This window comes from Brevibacillus centrosporus (assembly GCF_046622605.1).
GTDB classification, from domain to species: domain Bacteria; phylum Bacillota; class Bacilli; order Brevibacillales; family Brevibacillaceae; genus Brevibacillus; species Brevibacillus centrosporus.
In genome coordinates this window covers 2656473-2674823 of the sequence record NZ_CP176856.1, presented here as the reverse complement: position 1 = coordinate 2674823, position 18351 = coordinate 2656473, and the positions used below count along the sequence as shown (strand labels likewise).

Below are 18351 nucleotides of genomic sequence, written 5' to 3'. Positions count from 1 at the left end.
GGTAAAAACACCCAATTTATGTTATGTTTAGATGTGAAATGGCAATAGTTAGAAAAGGGTGGGGATTAATGAAATTACCAACTTCTTGTCTAGTATTCCTATTTTTATTTGGTTGTGAAACCGTTGATCGCTTTAATTCAATGAATGTTAATTCTGCTATTGATCGGGATAAACTTGTAGATCAATATTCCATGATTCATGACTTTAATTCTGGTGAGGAGTTCGAGATAGAAAAGCTTATAGAATTACAGGATGAATCAGATCGGAAAGATTATAAAAAAGTACTCGGAAATTTTTTCGCACAATATTTGCAAAAAGAAATCGAATCTTTCCAAACAATCAATAAGAGCGGACATGATCGCCACATACTAGTTATAACAAAGGACAGATGGTTATATAGAGTGGACATAAAACAATGGCTAGATTACGGTAATATTTGGACTGTTGATATGTATGGTGGTTTTTTACTAACTCAGTAGCATTCAAGATCCTAACATGTAGTGGTCTTCTCTTAAACCGCAATGTGTCCCAAGGATCGCTTATCATGGACCGTGCGTATTCGTTATTTGGTGTTTTATTAATCTCGTTATATGTAGCCCCTTGTTCAAATTTTTCCACTACATGGTGTTTGAATTCAAGGGAGTAGCTCTTTTTTATTTGGCCCATAAAAATTCCCCTCCAAGTTAAACAGTAAAGGGCTTTCTAATTACTGTCTACTTAAAGGGGATACTATCAAATGGTAGAGGGCTTTTTGGGCCAAGCGCAGCAAAGACTCCGCCACAAACCTGGCAGAGTCCGCTCCTAACGAAATGGCAGCTTATGCGTAATGCTCTTCGCGCAAACGATTGATTTCGTCGCTCTCGAGGTATTCATCGTAGGTCATCATTTTGTCGATGATGCCTTTTGGCGTGAATTCGATAATGCGATTCGCAATGGTCTGTACGAACTGATGGTCATGAGATACGAACAGCAGTGTGCCATCGAAATCGATCAATCCGTTGTTCAGTGCGGTAATGGACTCGAGGTCCAAGTGGTTCGTCGGTTCATCCATGATGAGGACGTTGGCGCTAGCCAGCATCATTTTGGACAGCATGCAACGAACTTTTTCTCCCCCGGACAATACGTTTGCCTTTTTCAGCGCTTCATCCCCGGAGAACAGCATGCGTCCCAGGAACCCGCGGATAAAGGTTTCGTCTTGCTCTTTGGAGTATTGACGGAGCCAGTCAACCAGGTTGAGATCCGTCTGGAAATACTCGGCATTGTCTTTAGGGAAATAAGCCTGGGAGGTCGTAACGCCCCATTCGAACGTACCGCTGTCTGGCTGAATCTCGCCCATCAGCACTTGGAAGAAGGTCGTTTTTGCCAGCTCATTTGGTCCGACAAATGCAACTTTATCTCCTTTGTTGATCGCAAGGTGCAGCTTGTCAAACAGCTTTTCGCCTTCAATCGTTTTGCTCAAGCCTTCGATTTGCAGCAGGTTTTTGCCCGCTTCACGCTCAGGCTTGAAGTTGATGAATGGATACTTACGGCTGGACGGACGGATGTCTTCCAGTGTAATTTTCTCCAACAGCTTTTTACGCGACGTCGCCTGCTTGGACTTGGAAGCATTGGCGGAGAAACGCGCGATAAACTCTTGCAGCTCCTTCATCTTTTCTTCTTTTTTCTTATTCTGATCACGAACCATTTTCAATGCCAATTGGCTGGACTCGTACCAGAAATCGTAGTTACCCACGTACATTTGAATCTTGCCGAAGTCGATATCGGCGATGTGCGTGCACACTTTATTCAGGAAGTGACGGTCATGGGAAACGACGATTACTGTGTTTTCGTAGTCAGCTAGGAAGTTTTCCAGCCAGCGAATCGACTCGATGTCCAAGTGGTTCGTCGGCTCGTCAAGCAGGAGGACATGTGGGTTTCCGAACAGAGCTTGCGCCAGGAGCACACGTACTTTTTCCGTACCAGACAGATCCTTCATCAGCTTGTCGTGCAGATCTGTCGAAATGCCCAGACCGATCAACAGGCTCGCTGCATCCGCTTCCGCCATCCAACCGTTGAGCTCCTCGAACTCCCCTTCCAGCTGGGAAGCGCGGTTACCATCGGCTTCAGAGAAGTCCTCTTTCATGTACAGTGCTGTTTTCTCTTCCATGATTTCATAGAGTCGCTTGTGACCCATGATTACCGTCTTCAGCACTTCAAATTCGTCAAACTCAAAGTGATTTTGTTTCAATACTGCAATCCGTTCGCCTGGAGTTACAGAGACATGTCCACTGGTAGGGTCAATCTCTCCGGAGAGAATTTTGACAAAGGTGGACTTACCCGCACCGTTCGCGCCGATGAGGCCGTAACAGTTACCTGGGGTAAACTTAATGGATACATCTTCAAACAGTGCGCGTTTGCCGTAGCGCAGCGTCACGTTCTGAGTGCTTATCATCGTCGCAATACCTGCCTTTTTTGAATCGTTCAAACACTTATCTTACCAGAGTTGACCGGATAATGCAAAAATCGCGGAGCATTTTATCAATAGAAGGAAGCAAACAAGGGAAAGCTAGCACAGAACTTCCAATCCAGCAAGAAAGAGGTAAGGAATATGTCCAAGAAAAATGGCGTGAAAAATGAAATGGGCAACAAGGAAAACCCTTCTCAAACCCGTTCATCCAACACCCTTGGAAAAGAACAGACCCAGTCCAAGCAGCGCGGCGAATAACACAAGCCATCGACACAGGAAGAACCGGATTGCACACAAGCAGTCCGGTTCTCTCTTTTCTATATACTCGCCTGCAGCGGGATAAAGGCCGGCGACGGTGCTTGAGCAGGTTGGGAATCTACGTAAAACGACAGATTGTGCAAGGTTACGTAGACGATTGCTTTTTCTGCGAGCCCAAGCTCTGTAAAACGTTGACGAGTCAGCTCTGCTTCGAACACTTCTTCTGTATCGAGTCTTTTCAAATCCAGACGGACAATCGGACCGAGCGGGGAAATATGCCGGATTTGTGCTTGCACTGACTGCTCCCACTTCGGTGTCAGGGAGACCTCTACATCGTGTGGCCGCATATAGCCAATGGCAGGGTATTCGCCTGGCTGTTGTACACTGTCCGTCTCGAATTCTGCTTCTCCCAGCTTCACGATGCCATTCTGGATTCTTCCCCGAAACAAATTCACTCGTCCCAGGAAGCTGTAGACAAACGGGTTTGCCGGATAGTTGTAGATTTCTTCAGGCGGCCCTACCTGCTCGATTCTCCCCTCATTCATGACCACTACCTGATCAGCCAGCTCCATCGCTTCCTCCTGATCGTGCGTGACGAACAGAATGGTCAGTCCGAGCTTTCCATGCAAATGACGCAGCCATCGTCTCAATTCCTGCCTGACCTTTGTGTCCAAGGCACCGAACGGTTCGTCGAGCAGCAGGAATTTGGGCTCTACCGCGAGTGCACGCGCCAATGCCACCCGCTGCCGCTGTCCTCCAGACAGTTGAGACGGATAGCGATGTGCCAATCCTTCCAGTTGGACCAGCTTGAGCAAGGAATGGACGCGCTCGTGAATTTCTTGCTTGCTCGGCCGTGTCTTGCGCGAACGGACTGTCAAGCCAAACGCGATGTTGTCAAAGATGTTCATGTGCCGAAACAAAGCGTAATGCTGAAACACAAAGCCGACTCTCCGTTCCCGCACATCCCGATCTGTGTTGTCCTCGCCATTGAAGAGAATGCTGCCTTGCTCCGGCTGTTCCAATCCGGCAATCAGTCGAAGCAATGTCGTTTTTCCTGACCCGGAAGGACCGAGCAGAGCCACCAGCTCACCCTCGGGTATTTGCAGGCTGACATCCTTCAATGCCGTAAAGTTCTTATAGGATTTGGTAATGTTGACAACCTCTATGCTCATACGGCCCTCTCTCCTGACCCCTCGTAGTGATAATGCTCTTCCTCGGTGGCGTGCTGTCGCTCAGTCCTCCACTCAATCAGGCTTTTGACGATTAGCGTCACGAGTGCCAGCACGGCGAGAAGTGTGGCTACGGCAAAGGAAGCCGCAAACTGATATTCGTTGTACAAAATTTCAACATGCAGAGGGAGCGTATTCGTCATGCCCCGAATATGTCCCGACACGACCGATACTGCTCCGAACTCTCCCATCGCACGGGCATTGCACAATATGACGCCGTACAAAAGGCCCCACTTCACATTGGGCAGCGTCACGCGGAGGAAGGTTTTAAAACCGCTAGCTCCAAGCGAGACAGCTGCTTCCTCCTCATCCTTTCCTTGCGCTTCCATGATTGGAATCAGCTCGCGGGCAACAAAAGGAAACGTCACGAAGGTGGTCGCCAGTACAATCCCCGGTACGGCAAAAATGATCTTGATGTCGTACACTTCAAGCAATGGGCCGAGTACGCCCTGACTCCCGAACAAGAGCACAAAGATCAGACCCGCAATAACGGGGGAAACAGCGAAAGGAAGATCAATGAGCGTCAGCAGCACGTTTTTTCCAGGAAAGGAAAATTTGGCAATGGCCCATGCCGCCGCTATGCCAAAGACGACATTGAGCGGGACGCTGATGGCAGCCACGAACAGCGTCAGCTTAACGGCAGAAAGTGTCTCAGGCTCCGCTATGGAATCCAGGAAAACTTGGGCTCCCTGCTTGAATGCTTCTGTAAATACGGCGATCAACGGCAATATCAGAAACAAGGCGAGAAATATAAAGGCTATCCCAGTCAGCAGCCAGCGAATGTAACGCGGCTCGGTCAAATGCTTCAAAATTTGCACCTCCTATCGTGCGGCGTCAAATTTGTTGATTCTCCACTGCAGGTAGTTGATGATGAGCAGCATCACGAAGGAAGCGATCAGCATCACCGCTGCAATCGCCGTTGCCCCTGCGTAATCAAATTGCTCCAGCTTGGTCATGATCAGCAAAGGAACAATCTCCGTCTTTAATGGCATATTGCCGGAAATAAAGACGACCGAGCCGTATTCTCCGAGCGCACGGGCAAAAGCAAGCGCAAAGCCGGTGAGAATGGCGGGCATCAGATGCGGCAGGATCACACGCACAAAGGTACGCAAGCGGCTCGCTCCCAAGGTCGCTGCGGCCTCCTCCATCTGGAGGTCCCAGTCTTGGAGAACCGGCTGGACGGTACGCACCACAAACGGCAGCCCAATGAAGGTCAAGGCTACCCAAATGCCCAAGGGAGTGTACGCAACCTTTATCCCCCACTCCGCCAAATACTGTCCGATCCAGCCGTTTTCCGCATAAATTGAAGTCAGCGCGATCCCGCCGACCGCCGTAGGCAAGGCAAAAGGCAGGTCTACAATCCCATCGATGATTCGTTTTCCGAAAAACTGATAGCGTGCCAGAACCCAGGCTACCAATACGCCAAACACAGCATTTACACAGGCAGCGAAGAAAGAAGTCAGGATGCTTACACGAATAGAAGCAAGCACCCTGCTATCGAGGATCGTGCCAACAAAATGTTCCCAGCTCATGGTCGTCGCCTTTAAAAACAATACAGACAGAGGGATCAACACCAGCAAACTAAGGTAGACGATCGTATAGCCCATCGTCATTCCAAAGCCAGGCAAAAACCCTCTGTTGCGTAATGATTTTCTCATGGAGATAACTCCTCTGATGGTTTAGATGATTAAGGCTTGTAGATTTGGTCGAAGATGCCTTGATCCGAGAAATGATCCTTTTGGGCTTTTGTCCATCCACCGAACCATTCGTCGATGGTGTACAGCTTGATCTCTGGAAATGCAGGGGTATGTGCCTTAAGCACTTCTTTGTCACGTGGTCGGTAATAGTGTTTGGCTGCAAGCTCCTGCCCTTTTTTGGTGTACAGGAATTGCAGATACGCATCAGCCACTTCTCTTGTCTTGTGTTTGTCGGTATATTTGTCGACCACAGTTACAGGTGGCTCTGCGAGAATGCTCAGCGACGGATTAATAATCTCAAACTTGTCTTTGCCCAGCTCGTTTACAGCGAGATACGCTTCATTTTCCCATGCGATCAGTACATCCCCGATCCCGCGTTCCACAAAGGTCGTGGTCGAACCACGTGCACCAGAGTCCAAAACGGGAACATTTTTAAAGAGGTTTGTCACAAATTCCTTGGCTTTTGCCTCGTCATGGTTATTCTTTTCCAAAGCATATCCCCAGGCAGCCAAATAGTTCCAGCGTGCTCCCCCAGAGGTCTTTGGATTCGGAGTGATGACGGAAATGCCCGGCTTGATCAAATCATCCCAATCTTTGATCTGCTTCGGATTTCCTTTTCGCACGAGAAAAACAATCGTCGATGTATAAGGAGAGCTGTTGTCAGGAAGCTTCTGTTGCCAGTCATTCGGAATCAAGCCTCTCTCTGCGATCGCATCGATGTCGTAGGCGAGTGCGAGTGTGACAACGTCGGCTTCCAGTCCATCGATAACAGAGCGGGATTGCTTACCAGAACCGCCGTGAGATTGCTTGATGGTGACTGTCTGACCCGTTTTCTGTTTCCATTCCGCTGCGAACTCCGTATTCACATCCTGGTAAAATTCGCGGGTCGGATCGTAAGAAACATTCAACAGCTCAACCGCAGGAGCAGCAGCCGCATCCGTGGTTTTGGTTTCTCCTCCCGTCGGAGCTGTTGACGAGCACCCACCAATGGCAGCTGCCAATAAAATAAATCCTGCTCGTTTCCACCACTTCTGGATGGGACTGATTGCTTTGCTCATGTAGGTTTTTTCACTCCTCTTTAATCTATACTATTTTAATCGGAATACTTAGTTATTAAGAATTATACCTGCCTTTTTCTTCCTGTCAATCATATTTCCATGTACATTATGCCGAAGCCCTAGGCAAAGTTCGGGTGGCATTTGCCTAGGGAAGAAAATTAGGCGCATTCCGGGGACAGGAGCAAGTCGAGTGCAAAAGTGCAAAAAAACTCCTCCGCAAGCGAAGGAGCTCTTCGTAGTTAAGCTTTGGTACTCATGATCAGCGCGTCCTGCAATTCTCGAATTTCCCTTTCCAGCTGTGGGAATCCACTGATTAGCGGGATCGTTTTTTTAGCGAAAGAGGTTTGTCTCTCCGCTGATTTCGCCATGTTCTCAAAGACGAGCAAAAGCTGTGATAGCGTTTGGTCCGGGAGAATGGGGCACTGAGCCGATTTCAAACAGGATTCGAGCAGGTAGCCGATCTGCTCGATGGAGAAAATGACAGGCCAGAGAAATTCCAGCTTCGTTTTATCACTGGGGATTTCTCCTGTTGCTGTCGTATAAACAATCCGCAAATTGCTCAGGTTCGTCTGCATTTTTCTTCGTTCCATCGACGCTCTGAGATCGGAATGATTTTTCTGCTCGGAAAAAAGCGTTAACAAATATTGCTGCTGGCTGCGAATCGTTTTAGCGATATAGTGCGGCAGTAATGCTGATGCCTGGCGCCTCCCGATAAGCAAGGTCCCAACAAGTCCAATCGCACAGCCCAAAAGCACATCGATGAGCCGTGCCGAAGCATAAAACGAGAGGCTTTGTTGCTGTCCCATACTCTCTGCCAAAAGCAAGGCATTTGGTGTAAGAAAGAAGGCAGCAAGCCCGTAGTTGAGGACGATTGACAGCTCCGTCAATGCGGTCAGAAGCATGATGAATACGGCGATGAGAAGTCCGTGTGGATGCGCAGCCAAAACGATGATAGCCACTAGAATTCCGACGACTGTACCGATCGACCGTTGAATCGCACGATGAAATGTGGCAATAATCGTCGAACCGGACATCACCGCTGCACAGGTTAACGTCACCCAATACGATCGGTTCAGCTCAAAGGAATAGGCGAGAATCGCTGCGACTGCTAATATTAGTCCAAAGCGAACCGATGTGAGAAACACAATCGAATTCTTATCAAATGAACCGCCAAGCACCACCCAAAAGGATGGCCGCCTCCCGATCCTCTCTTGCTCCAGAGCGGCGACAGGTGCCTCCAGCACCGCCAACGCCTCACGGATACTGGCCTGCAGACGTTCTGTCACCTCGCTTTGCTCATATGGCTCTTCTCGCTGCTTCTCCTCTTGCTGCTGCCTTTTTTCTTTTCCCCCAGTGCAGATGCTATCGCTCGTACAGACCGTCCCAAATGCGTGGGGAGCCTGTCCTTCGATTGATCCATATGGGCAAGGATGTCAAGGAAAATGGCATTGGCCTGATCATTCAAGGAATGAAGACGCAGGTATTCACCGGATTGCTGCCAGGAGACGTGCCCAGCATACAACGTTTCCTCAGCTGATTTGAGTAACAGTACCAGTTTTTGCCTCTCCTCTTGTGCCTCTGCACTGCCTACTGAGTCCATAAATTTGGCGAGCTCCAAATAAACCTTTTTCATCGCGGTAGTCTCCGGTCCATGTGGATTGCGGAGCCAACCACTCATGCCCATCACCCAAGCCAAGGCTCCCCCAAGCAAGACCAGCCCTGCCCGAAGCGGAGCTGCCGACTGGTCAATCGGCATTCCGGTTGCAAGGGAGAAGCCCAAGACAAAAAAAATAGCAGCAGGTCCCGCTACTTTGTATGCTCCAAAGATAAAGGTTGCAACGGCGCCGATCCATCCCACTGTAATCGCTGCCGCCAAGGGGTGGGGAGCCACCAACGTCCCCAAGCCGACAGAAAAGGCGAATCCGAGCATGACAAACAACAGTCTTTTTGCACGTTGGGCGTAAGGAATATTGAATACGTACAAATATGTAAAGCTGCCGATCCCGGCGAGCATCCCGTAGGGCAGATTTCCCGCTAGCAATCCAAGCAATACGGGGATTCCGGAGCAAATACCAGCGCCGATCACCCTGCCCCACGGAAGCGGGTTCTTTTTCAATTGGAAGGCTTGCGAAATGGTCGTAAGAAGAGCTGTGTACCATTGTTTGGAGGGCACGATACATCTTTTTTTGTGCATGCTCTTTTGCATAGACCTACCCCCTCCCCGCGAGAAAAGATAGACCTATCTTGACTCATTCCAACTCCTTCTATTCACCGTCCCCTCCCCAACCCAAACAGCGCGTGCACTCGGGTTCCCATCCGAAAGCTCGCGCTGCTTGGTGATAGAAGCACCTATTCCGTGACATGCTTCCATACGTTGATCGCAAAAAGCAGAATGCCTATCCCGAGTACCAAAGAACCAATAATGGCCCCCACAACGAAGGATTCTGTCCCCGTTAGGATCATGAGGAACAAGGATCCCTGCATAACCGGCAGGCCGAGATTGTGCAGCCAAAAATGCCAATTCGCAAGCCTGCTCCCAGCTGCTTGGGGATAAGCTTTGTAAATCAGTCCGATGATTGCAAGCGTGACCCACCCCGCCAGATTCAGGTGGGCGTGGACAGATGCATAGGCAAAAACATGCGTGATTCCCATACCGATTCCTAAAATAATGGCTAGAACAAAGTAAATGGTAGCGATTTTCAAAAAGCGAGCCGCCATATCTTCACCTCCTTTCGCGGTCACACTCTAACCTTATTTCCGATCCTAGGAACTAAGTACCAGAAAACGTTGCCTTCCCCGATTCTTTTGCCCAGCACAAAAAAACGGATTGTCGCTCTTGACGAAATCCGTTAGAAATGGCTCGGCTTTGGGGCGGATGAAGCGAATTTCGGGCGATCAAAGGAGAACAGGGCTGCGTCTGCATTTTCTCCCTTCACAATCAAATCGGCAATGATCTGCCCGCCAATCGTTGAATAGACAGTGCCATTTCCCCCATAGCCAAGCGAAAACAGGCAATTCGGGTAGTTTTCTTGTTCCCCGAACATAGGCAGGCCATCGTGGGTGGAAGCGAATGCAGCGGACCAGTAATACTCCACTTCCAGAGATAGCTGCGGAAATAAAGCCTGTACCTTGTCAAGCAGCAGATCTCGCTTGCTCAGCACTGTCATTTCTCGATGTTTGGGGTCTGTATTCGGCTCGTCCAATCCTCCTACGATGATGCGTCCTTCCTCGTTTGCCCGTATGTACATGTAGGGTCGGGCTGTCTCCCAGATTAGGCAGGCTTTCGGCCATCCGAGAAAGCTTTTGACAGGCTTCGTCACAATCGCAGAGGTGCTGGATCGGATTGCGTTTGGGTTGCGTTTCAAGACCTGTGCTTCATAGCCGGTGGCAAATACAATCCGTTTGCACCGGATCCGGCTTCCCTTTCCTGTCAGGATGAGCATATCTCCTGCTTCCTCTTTTTGATGGACGACCTCTGTATGCTCGTATACCCGCATGCCTTGAGCAGCAGCATCGGCTATCAATCCCACGGTCAGCTTGTATGGATTGATCTGCGCATCTCCCTTGGAATAAATGGCCGCGGGCTTGGAGAAGGAAAAATGGCTCTCGATCTCTTCCTGCCCCCAGTAAGAGACGGGGAATCCATGCTGGATCAGGTTTTCGTACTCGGTACGAAGCGACTCGATATCCTGCGGCTGACTCGCAAAATAAAGGCTGTCTTTGCGTTGAAAATCAGGAAAAATCGTCAAGGAACGGGAGATGATCTCGAGCTGATCAAGTGCTTGACGGCATAATTGATAAAATCGCCTTCCTCTCTCCTCCCCAAAGGAGCGCATACAGGAAGTCAACGATTTATCATTTGCGAATTGCAGCATCCCCAAGTTGGCTCGGCTGCTTCCTTCCCCAATCCATCCTTTTTCTATTAACACGACATCCACATCGTGCTTCATCAAATAAAGGGCGCATAGACCTCCGGCAATCCCTCCGCCCACGATCACGACATCGCAAAGCAAGTCTTCCGAAAGTTCTGGGTATCGTGGCGGCACGGCAAGTGTTGTCGGCCAATACAATTTTCCTGTCATCAGGTTCATGTCCATGTCCCCTCATTCGTGATCCCTTTTAGGATAACCAACGCCCAATGGCTAATCCGTTGCTATCGCGCCTTTTGTCCTTTTCGGGTATGATGAAGGTCAAAGGAGTGGTCGAGCATGATTCACGTGTACGTCAAACGCCCGCACGAAGCAGCCTTTTCCTACGAGGTAAACGGACAGGACGAGCTGCAGGAGTTGGTTGGAGGTGAGATCGAAGTCGTAGTAGACGACAGTCTTGCCGGAATCTCCCTGGTCGTCAATGAAGATGCACGCGGAGTGAAAGCCAATAATTTTCCAGTCACCTCAGAGGGGTATCTGGATTGGGTATATGGCACCTGTGTTTTTGTCAAAGAGGATGGGCGATCCCTGTCCGAAGAAGACCTGCTGCGGATCAATCAATTTTTGACAGCGAAAGTTTAACCGGCGAAACAGGAAAGCCCCTTACATCGGTAAGGGGCTTTTGTCATGCTGATTGAGTTAAAAGGCACGCCTAGCCTTTGATGCCGCTGCTTCCAAAGCCGCCTGTACCACGCTCGGTCTCATCGAGCTCGTCAACGAGTTCAAACTGGGCAACCGGAACAATCGCGATCACACCTTGAGCGAGTCGGTCCCCTTTTTTGATCAAATAGCTATGCGTGTCCACTTCTTGATCTACAGTGACTTCTTTTTCGCTAGCATCCAGACAAACGTTTTTGTACGTTCGGCTAGCTTCCCTTGTATTGTCAACGAGAATGGCCACTTCCCCGCGATAACCGGCATCGATCGTTCCTGGCGCATTGGATAGGCGCAGCTTTGTTTTTGCACTGATTCCCGAACGGGGACGTACCTGCAGCTCAAAACCTTCTGGCAAGGCAAATGCCAAACCAGTCGGTACCTTCACTGATTCGCCCGGTGCAACCAAGACATCCTCTACTGCCACCAAGTCAAAGCCCGCATCCATTGCGCGTGCATACTGCGGGATGACTGCATCGGGATGAAGCTTCTTTATTTTTACCTGTGCGGTTACGCGTTCACCTGTTACCATCATGATTCGTCTCTCCTTTTTCTCTACCTATGATCCTCTCATAGTGTACAAGAAGGCTCTTCTCCCAGCAAGGCAGCTTTTCCACACATTTTTTTCATAGAAAGCTCACAAATCCCTGTCTTTTTCTACGCATTTTCACATTCGGTGTGGTATACTCTCCGTTGTATCAAAAAAATTAATATCGCTAAAGAAAGGTGGATTGTACCTTGCAAGTACAAAAACCATATCGCATTCTCCTGTATTACAAGTATACTCCGATTGAAAATTACGAGGAGTACGCTGCCGAGCATTTGCAGTTCTGCAAAGACAACGGCCTCTTGGGACGGATTATCGTCGCTCCGGAAGGAATTAACGGAACGGTTTCCGGTACCATTGAACAAACAGAAGCTTACATGGAATACGTACGCAAAGACCCGCGCTTCGCGGATATGTGGTTTAAAATAGATGAGTCGGATGAGCATGCCTTCAAAAAAATCTTCGTCCGTCCAAAGAAAGAGCTCGTTACCTGGCGTCTGGAAAATGACGTAGATCCTAACGAGAAGACAGGGAAGTACCTCAGCCCAAAAGAGTTTTACGAAATGCTGCAGCAAGATGACGTAGTTGTCCTCGATGGCCGCAACTACTACGAGTATGATCTCGGTCATTTCCGTGGCGCGATTCGCCCTGAGGTGGATTCCTCCCGTGAATTCCCTGAGTGGATCCGCGATAACATGAGCCAATTCAAGGACAAAAAAGTACTGACCTACTGCACTGGCGGTATTCGTTGCGAAAAGCTAACAGGTGTGCTGCTGGATCAAGGCTTTGAAAATGTGTATCAGCTTCACGGCGGAATTGTCACTTACGGGAAGGATCCGGAAGTTCAAGGTCGCCTGTGGGATGGCAAGTGCTACGTGTTTGACGAGCGCATTTCCGTGCCGATCAACCACACGGAAGAAGATGTTGTCATCGCACGCTGCTACTACTGCGGCAAGGTGGAAGACCGCTATGTAAACTGCGCGAACCCATTCTGCAACAAACAGCATTTCTGCTGCCCTGAGTGCGAGCAAACCTACAAGCGTTCTTGCTCGGATGAATGCCGTGAGCATCCTCGCAACCGTTTCGTGGAAGCGGAAGAAAAAGCGAAGCTCGAGGCTGCCGGAGTAAGTAAATAAATAGAAGTGTACACCCAGCTGATTCCTTTTCGGAGTCAGCTTTTTTTATACCTCTTCTCTTACCCTGAAAATCGTTACAATCCTCTTCTTCTTTAGTAAAATAGAAACTGTCAAAACTGAATGAAAAAGGTGAAAAAAATGGAGCTTAGCCATGAGTCTACGATACGGGAATGGCAACAAGCAATGGAAGCAGGAACGACCACTTCTCGGGAAATGACCCTCCTGTTTTTAAAGAGAATCGCCCAATACGACAAGCAAGGAATCGCCGTCAATGCGATCAGTGAAATCAATCCGGATGCCCTCCATATTGCAGAAGCTCTCGATCGGGAGCGGGTGGAAAAAGGCAGCCGCGGCCCACTTCACGGTATTCCTGTCTTGATTAAGGACAACATCGCAACCGGCGATTCCATGCACACAACGGCAGGCTCACTCGCCCTAGCAGATTCCTATGCTGCTGCTGATTCGTCCGTTGCCGCTCGCCTACGCGAGGCAGGGGCTGTGCTTTTGGGGAAAACGAACTTGACCGAGTGGGCCAACTACATGACGGAGAATATGACAAACGGCTACAGCTCTCGCGGCGGACAAGTCTTGAATCCATATGGCCCTGGTCAGCTGGACGTCGGGGGGTCCAGCTCAGGCTCTGGTTCTGCGATCGCTTCCGGCTTTGCTGTTGTTTCAGTCGGGACGGAAACATCCGGCTCCATCCTGCACCCTTCTGTCAAAAACTCACTGGTCGGCATCAAACCGACTGTAGGACTCATCAGCCGAAGAGGAATCATCCCTATTTCAACAAGTCAGGATACTGCCGGCCCCATGGCTCGCACGGTGGAAGATGCGGCCATTTTACTCGGCGCCCTCACAGGTGTAGACGAACAAGATCCTGTAACAGGCAAAAGTCTCGGCCTCTCCCATGCGGACTATCAGCCTTTCCTTGATGTGAATGGCTTACAGGGCGCTCGTATCGGGATCATCCGCTCCTTCTTTTTGGACAGGTACGATGATGAGGAAAAGAAATTGTACGAGGATGCCATCAACCATTTGCGGCAAGCTGGTGCTACTGTCATCGATGCCGTAACTATCCCAGCCGAAAACGCGGAATGGGGGCCGAGTGTGCTCCTGCATGAATTCAAATCCGGTGTAAACGCCTACCTGAAAACGTTGCCCGCTTCTTACCCTATTCGAACGCTGTCAGATGTCATTGCCTTTAACCGTGAGCATGAGGAACGAGCGCTGCGATTCGGGCAAGTTTTGCTGGAGCGAGCCAATGAGACGAGTGGAACCTTGACGGAAGCTGCCTATCTGAACCAGCGGGCCTACGATCTGGAAATGTCGCAGGACAAAGGAATCAATGCCGTGTTGACTGAGCACAACCTGGATTGTATCCTCTTCCCAGGCAGCGAAGGATACGGAATTGCAGCACGCGCAGGCTATCCTTCTGTAACGGTACCGTCGGGCTACACCTCCGCAGGAAAACCGTTCGGAATCATGTTCACCGGCCTTGCCTTCTCCGAGCCGGCATTACTTCGTATGGCGTATGCCTATGAGCAAGCAACCCGCCTGCGCATTCCACCGCAAATGGAATCATAGGAGTAGCGATACATGCAAAAAGACGCAGCTCTCTCACAGGAGGCTGCGTCTTCCTTTTGTTTTTCAGCTGCTACAAAGCCGTTCCTTCTTGTTCCGCTTTTCCCAGTCGATCCTCAAACATTTTGCCTAGCTGACCGATGTCGACTTCCCATTTCTCGTCTTTGTAATAGACGGTGGCTTTCGACTCGCCTCTTTTCCCAACAATCCGAATACTCGCTGTCCTTACTTCGTAGGTGCCATCCGGCTGAAAATCAATGTCCGCATCCTTCAGTTCCCCATCCAGCACAGGCTTGATCGTTTTGTCAACGACTTCCTGCGTAGCGGAAACTGCCTGACGCCCCATCTGTATCACTTCTTCAGGACTGAATTGGAAGAAGAGGACCAGAACGACCCCAATCACCACAAGCAGCGAAATAATCCGAAACAGACTGCGCAGCATCCACTGAGCTGCCATGACCACCACGATGATGCAAAGCGCAACCGGCCAATAATCTTTCGCCAATTGAAGCAGTTGTTCCACGCTCATCACTCCTTCTCTCCCCATTGTCGCCAAAAATTGGGGGGACGTATTCAAGCGATCGGGAACGGCGAAAGATTATATTCGCGATGAAGTTCGACATTTCCTGCTTTTTTTCGCGTGCGCGCTATCCCAGTTATCCCCAGAGCAGCACCCCTGCACTGAAAATAACCCCCACCCACAGCATCATGATGACCAGATAGCCCATGATGTCTTTCAATTTCAGGTTGGAAATTGCCAGCACGGGAAGGATCCAGAACGGTTGGATCAAATCATTCCAAGCGTTCCCCAGCATGACAGACATGGAGACCTGATTGAAGGGCGCCCCCAGCTGTTTGGCTGCTTCAATCATGAAAGGGCCTTGCACCACCCAGTGACCTCCCCCAGACGGCGCGAAGAAGTTGATGATGTACGAACTCCACAGCCCCCACAGCGGCAACGTGGAAGCATCAGACAGTTTCACGAAAATAGCAGAAATGGTGTCTACCAGGCCAGATCCGGCCATGATGGCCATGATTCCCGCATAAAACGGATATTGCAGGAGGATACCTGAGACCGTTTTGATCCCTTCGTTCAGCTGAGTCACGTAGTTAGCAGGCGTCCCGAGCAGCAAAATCCCGCCAAAGAGGATGATAAAATTGATAATGTTAAAGTCCAGCGAGCCGCCTGTGGCGAAATGATAAATGATGTAGGTGAATCCCAGCAAACCGATGAGCAGGCTAAGGATGCGGCTGTTGTTCAGCTTCGTAGCCAGCGTGACGTTCTCTTGCTGAAGGGTCAGCTCGACTCCTGCCGCTGCTTCCCGTTGGGCACTCGCCTCCAGCTTGTACTCGATTACCTCTTCCTTCTTTTTCGGGTGAAGCCAGGCATTCAGCAGAGGTAGTGTTACGATCGTCACGACAGTTGTAATCACCATCGGCCAGGCAAAAATCGTATCGCTCAACGGCACGACGCCCATAGCCTTTTCCAGCGGATGGCCAGGAGTCGATACGAGAACGGGCACGCTGGACGAAAGCCCCATCCCGTATAGGCTAAAGCCGCTATACGCAGCGGCGATAATCAACGGATAATGGACACCTTTTACTTTGGACGCTAGCTTGGTCGCTACGATTCCTCCAATCACAAGCCCAAAAGCCCAGTTCAGATAGCTGCCGATCGCGCCCACCAATGTGGCTGCGATGATCGCTGTTCTCGGCGTGTGCACCAGATTGACGAGCCGATCCAGCAGCCTGTCCACAATCGGCGCTCTCGCCAAAACGTATCCCATCGCGAGCATCACAGCAACCTGTGTTGTAAAAGCGAGCAAATTCCAAAAACCTTTTCCCCAGTCTGCTGCCGTAGCCACGATATTTTGCCCTTCTACCAGTACCGCCAGCAGAACAGCCAATAGCGTCAATCCTATGGCAAAAACAAAAGGATCGGGCAAATACTTTCTCATCAGTACAGTAAAGAAATTGGTAAGTCTCGCCATGCTGCTTCCTCCTTAGTCAACAATTGCCAACGCCCGAACTTGCCCGCCTGTACCACCCAAATACGGAATCGGCGCTCCCGAAAACAAAAAACGGGACTTGGGAATCCGGTTGATATTGACCAGATTCTCAATGATGGCAATAAACGCATCATTGCCTAACCCGAGACTACGCGGACGCAAAAAGTTCATGTGAACAGGCAGCGTCAGCTCGCCTGGCGCATCCACATTGCACGTATCGATTCCCACCGTTTTCACTTGTTTTTCACGCAGCCATTCTCCAGCATCAATCGATAAGCCCATATGGTCGAGGGCATAGCTCGCCGGGTCCTGGATCGCCGACCAGCCTGTAAAAATGAGCACGATATCTCCTTTGCGGACGGATGTCCCCGTTTTCGCTTCCGCTTCCTTCAGATCTTTGGCGGTAATTCGCGCTTTCGGCCCGAAGCGATGCGAGACGTCAAGCCAGATCGCGTCGCCAAAGCCGCATTCAATCGGCATTTTGTCGATGGTGTACGGCGATTCAGGATCTCCGTGAAAGCAGGAATCCATGTGCGTGCCTGTGTGTCCGCAGACGATGATGTTCTCATTTTGAAACGACACCAGATCCTCTTCGTTATAGTAATTTTTCCGGCTAAACGACCTCCACACGTCATGGGTCCTCGTGCCTGTCAGAAACATCGGTGTCCTTCCGTGAGAAGGATGCTGAGGCATTCCTTCATAAATGGGCATTGTCAAGTCGATGATTTTATTCATGTCTATACTCTCCTGTCCTGTATTACTGAAGCTGCAACGGTTCAACCTGCAGGGCATCTGCCAGCTTGTTTAATTCAGCCACGACATTGTCACTGACGGGAATGCCTGTCTGCATCCGCTTTCCTTCTGTGGACAATTCGATTTCACCAGGCAAGTACAGTTGCTCGACTCCGTTTGCTTTGACAGCGTCTTTCACGTAGGAAGAAAGAACCGTTGACAGCTCTTTAAACCGTTCTACTTCCATGAAGGAAGAAATGTTGATCGCCAGCATGAAATGGGCGATGGCTTGCGTTTGCGTGAGATCGTACATCGACGGAATCATTTTGGAGAACGCTCCGCCGGACAAGACACCTGTCAACAGCTCTACCATCAGCGCGAGGCCGAAGCCTTTGGGACCGCCTACCGGTAGAATAAAGCCGCCATTGAGGACAGCGGAAGGATCCGTCGTAGGGTTTCCATTCCGGTCTGCACCCCAGCCAGCTGGAATATCCGTGCCTTTTGTTTGAGCGTAAAGGATTTTCCCTAACGCTACGTTGCTCAGCGCCATATCCAAAAGGAGTGGGAATTCTCTCAGCGTCGGAGCAGCAATGGCGAGAGGATTGTTTCCCAGCACTTTTTCCGCTCCTCCTGTTGGGGGCATCAACGGGGCCGTATTGCTCATGACGATTCCCACCATGTCTTGCTGACTCGCCATCAACGCGTAGTGCGCAGCGATGCCAAAATGATTGCTGTTTCTCGCGCTGACAATTCCGACGCCATATTCTTTTGCTTTCGTGATCGCCAGCTCCATTGCCTGGGTCGCCACTACCTGGCCTGCCGAGCCATTGCCATCCATGACCGCGATGGACTTGGAATCGTTCACGACCAGAACGTTGGAAGCTTTTTTGACCAGTTCTTTTTCCATTCTCTCTATGTAAATCGGGAGTCGCATGAGTCCGTGGCTGTGGATTCCTCTCGCATCCGCCTCGATCATCGTCTCTGTAATGATTTTTGCTTCGCGTTGTGGCACGCCGATTTTCACGAGGCACGAATTGGAAAATTCAGTTAGTTTTTGCCAATTGAATTCCAT

At 50.0% G+C, this 18351-nt stretch carries 18 protein-coding genes; 4 read left to right on the top strand and 14 right to left on the bottom strand.

Annotation, left to right across the window (positions count from 1 at the left end; all coding sequences use genetic code 11):
• Window positions 1–68 precede the first annotated feature (68 nt).
• Window positions 69–479 (top strand): hypothetical protein, encoded by a 411-nt coding sequence (locus ACLIN2_RS13745; protein ID WP_411504286.1) that lies wholly within the window; start codon window positions 69–71, stop codon window positions 477–479.
• Between the two features lie 338 nt (window positions 480–817).
• On the opposite strand, the gene ACLIN2_RS13740 is transcribed toward ACLIN2_RS13745, so the two are convergent.
• From ACLIN2_RS13740 to ACLIN2_RS13700, 9 genes are all read right to left on the bottom strand, one after another.
• Window positions 818–2431, bottom strand: coding sequence for an ABC-F family ATP-binding cassette domain-containing protein (locus ACLIN2_RS13740; RefSeq protein WP_092272527.1), 1614 nt, complete (start codon window positions 2429–2431; stop codon window positions 818–820).
• Window positions 2432–2763: 332 nt separating this feature from the next.
• The gene (locus ACLIN2_RS13735) at window positions 2764–3876 is read right to left on the bottom strand and encodes a sulfate/molybdate ABC transporter ATP-binding protein (protein ID WP_411504285.1); all 1113 of its coding nucleotides are present in this window, start codon (window positions 3874–3876) and stop codon (window positions 2764–2766) included.
• Window positions 3873–4742 carry a sulfate ABC transporter permease subunit CysW gene (gene cysW, locus ACLIN2_RS13730; RefSeq protein ID WP_092272385.1) on the bottom strand — a complete coding sequence of 290 codons (870 nt, stop codon included), beginning with the start codon at window positions 4740–4742 and terminating at the stop codon, window positions 3873–3875. Before cysW ends, ACLIN2_RS13735 begins: the two co-directional genes overlap by 4 nt.
• Before the next feature lie 12 nt (window positions 4743–4754).
• A complete protein-coding gene (cysT, locus tag ACLIN2_RS13725) occupies window positions 4755–5591 on the bottom strand; it encodes a sulfate ABC transporter permease subunit CysT (protein WP_327930269.1) in 837 nt (278 codons plus the stop codon).
• A gap of 29 nt (window positions 5592–5620) precedes the next feature.
• Window positions 5621–6688: a sulfate ABC transporter substrate-binding protein gene (locus ACLIN2_RS13720; RefSeq protein ID WP_092272377.1), complete on the bottom strand. Its 1068-nt coding sequence runs from the start codon at window positions 6686–6688 to the stop codon at window positions 5621–5623.
• A gap of 239 nt (window positions 6689–6927) precedes the next feature.
• Window positions 6928–7974: an FUSC family protein gene (locus ACLIN2_RS13715; protein ID WP_411504284.1), complete on the bottom strand. Its 1047-nt coding sequence runs from the start codon at window positions 7972–7974 to the stop codon at window positions 6928–6930.
• Entirely contained in the window at window positions 7971–8894 is a 924-nt protein-coding gene (locus ACLIN2_RS13710) for a hypothetical protein (protein ID WP_411504283.1), read from the bottom strand. Before ACLIN2_RS13710 ends, ACLIN2_RS13715 begins: the two co-directional genes overlap by 4 nt.
• A 143-nt stretch (window positions 8895–9037) precedes the next feature.
• Window positions 9038–9406 carry a cytochrome-c oxidase gene (locus tag ACLIN2_RS13705; protein ID WP_092272374.1) on the bottom strand — a complete coding sequence of 123 codons (369 nt, stop codon included), beginning with the start codon at window positions 9404–9406 and terminating at the stop codon, window positions 9038–9040.
• A gap of 131 nt (window positions 9407–9537) precedes the next feature.
• On the bottom strand, window positions 9538–10779 hold the full coding sequence (locus ACLIN2_RS13700; RefSeq protein ID WP_400581988.1) for an NAD(P)/FAD-dependent oxidoreductase: 1242 nt from the start codon (window positions 10777–10779) through the stop codon (window positions 9538–9540).
• 117 nt (window positions 10780–10896) lie between these two features.
• Between ACLIN2_RS13700 and ACLIN2_RS13695 the strand changes: the two genes are divergently transcribed.
• Window positions 10897–11199: a DUF3846 domain-containing protein gene (locus tag ACLIN2_RS13695; RefSeq protein WP_400581990.1), complete on the top strand. Its 303-nt coding sequence runs from the start codon at window positions 10897–10899 to the stop codon at window positions 11197–11199.
• 70 nt (window positions 11200–11269) lie between these two features.
• Here ACLIN2_RS13695 and dut read toward each other — a convergent pair whose 3' ends face one another.
• Window positions 11270–11806 (bottom strand): dUTP diphosphatase, encoded by a 537-nt coding sequence (gene dut, locus ACLIN2_RS13690; protein WP_411504282.1) that lies wholly within the window; start codon window positions 11804–11806, stop codon window positions 11270–11272.
• Window positions 11807–12009: 203 nt separating this feature from the next.
• Here dut and ACLIN2_RS13685 point away from each other — a divergent pair, with 203 nt between their 5' ends.
• Window positions 12010–12954 carry a rhodanese-related sulfurtransferase gene (locus ACLIN2_RS13685; RefSeq protein WP_400581992.1) on the top strand — a complete coding sequence of 315 codons (945 nt, stop codon included), beginning with the start codon at window positions 12010–12012 and terminating at the stop codon, window positions 12952–12954.
• Window positions 12955–13092: 138 nt separating this feature from the next.
• Window positions 13093–14541: an amidase family protein gene (locus ACLIN2_RS13680; protein WP_411504281.1), complete on the top strand. Its 1449-nt coding sequence runs from the start codon at window positions 13093–13095 to the stop codon at window positions 14539–14541.
• A gap of 70 nt (window positions 14542–14611) precedes the next feature.
• Here ACLIN2_RS13680 and ACLIN2_RS13675 read toward each other — a convergent pair whose 3' ends face one another.
• The 4 genes from ACLIN2_RS13675 to ACLIN2_RS13660 form a co-directional block, all read right to left on the bottom strand.
• Window positions 14612–15067, bottom strand: a complete 456-nt coding sequence (locus tag ACLIN2_RS13675; protein WP_246070877.1) for a hypothetical protein — start codon at window positions 15065–15067, stop codon at window positions 14612–14614.
• 127 nt (window positions 15068–15194) lie between these two features.
• Window positions 15195–16529: a short-chain fatty acid transporter gene (locus ACLIN2_RS13670; protein ID WP_411504280.1), complete on the bottom strand. Its 1335-nt coding sequence runs from the start codon at window positions 16527–16529 to the stop codon at window positions 15195–15197.
• A 12-nt stretch (window positions 16530–16541) separates the two neighbouring features.
• On the bottom strand, window positions 16542–17282 hold the full coding sequence (locus tag ACLIN2_RS13665) for a cyclase family protein (RefSeq protein ID WP_170184355.1): 741 nt from the start codon (window positions 17280–17282) through the stop codon (window positions 16542–16544).
• Between the two features lie 22 nt (window positions 17283–17304).
• Window positions 17305–18351: an Ldh family oxidoreductase gene (locus tag ACLIN2_RS13660; RefSeq protein ID WP_411504279.1), complete on the bottom strand. Its 1047-nt coding sequence runs from the start codon at window positions 18349–18351 to the stop codon at window positions 17305–17307.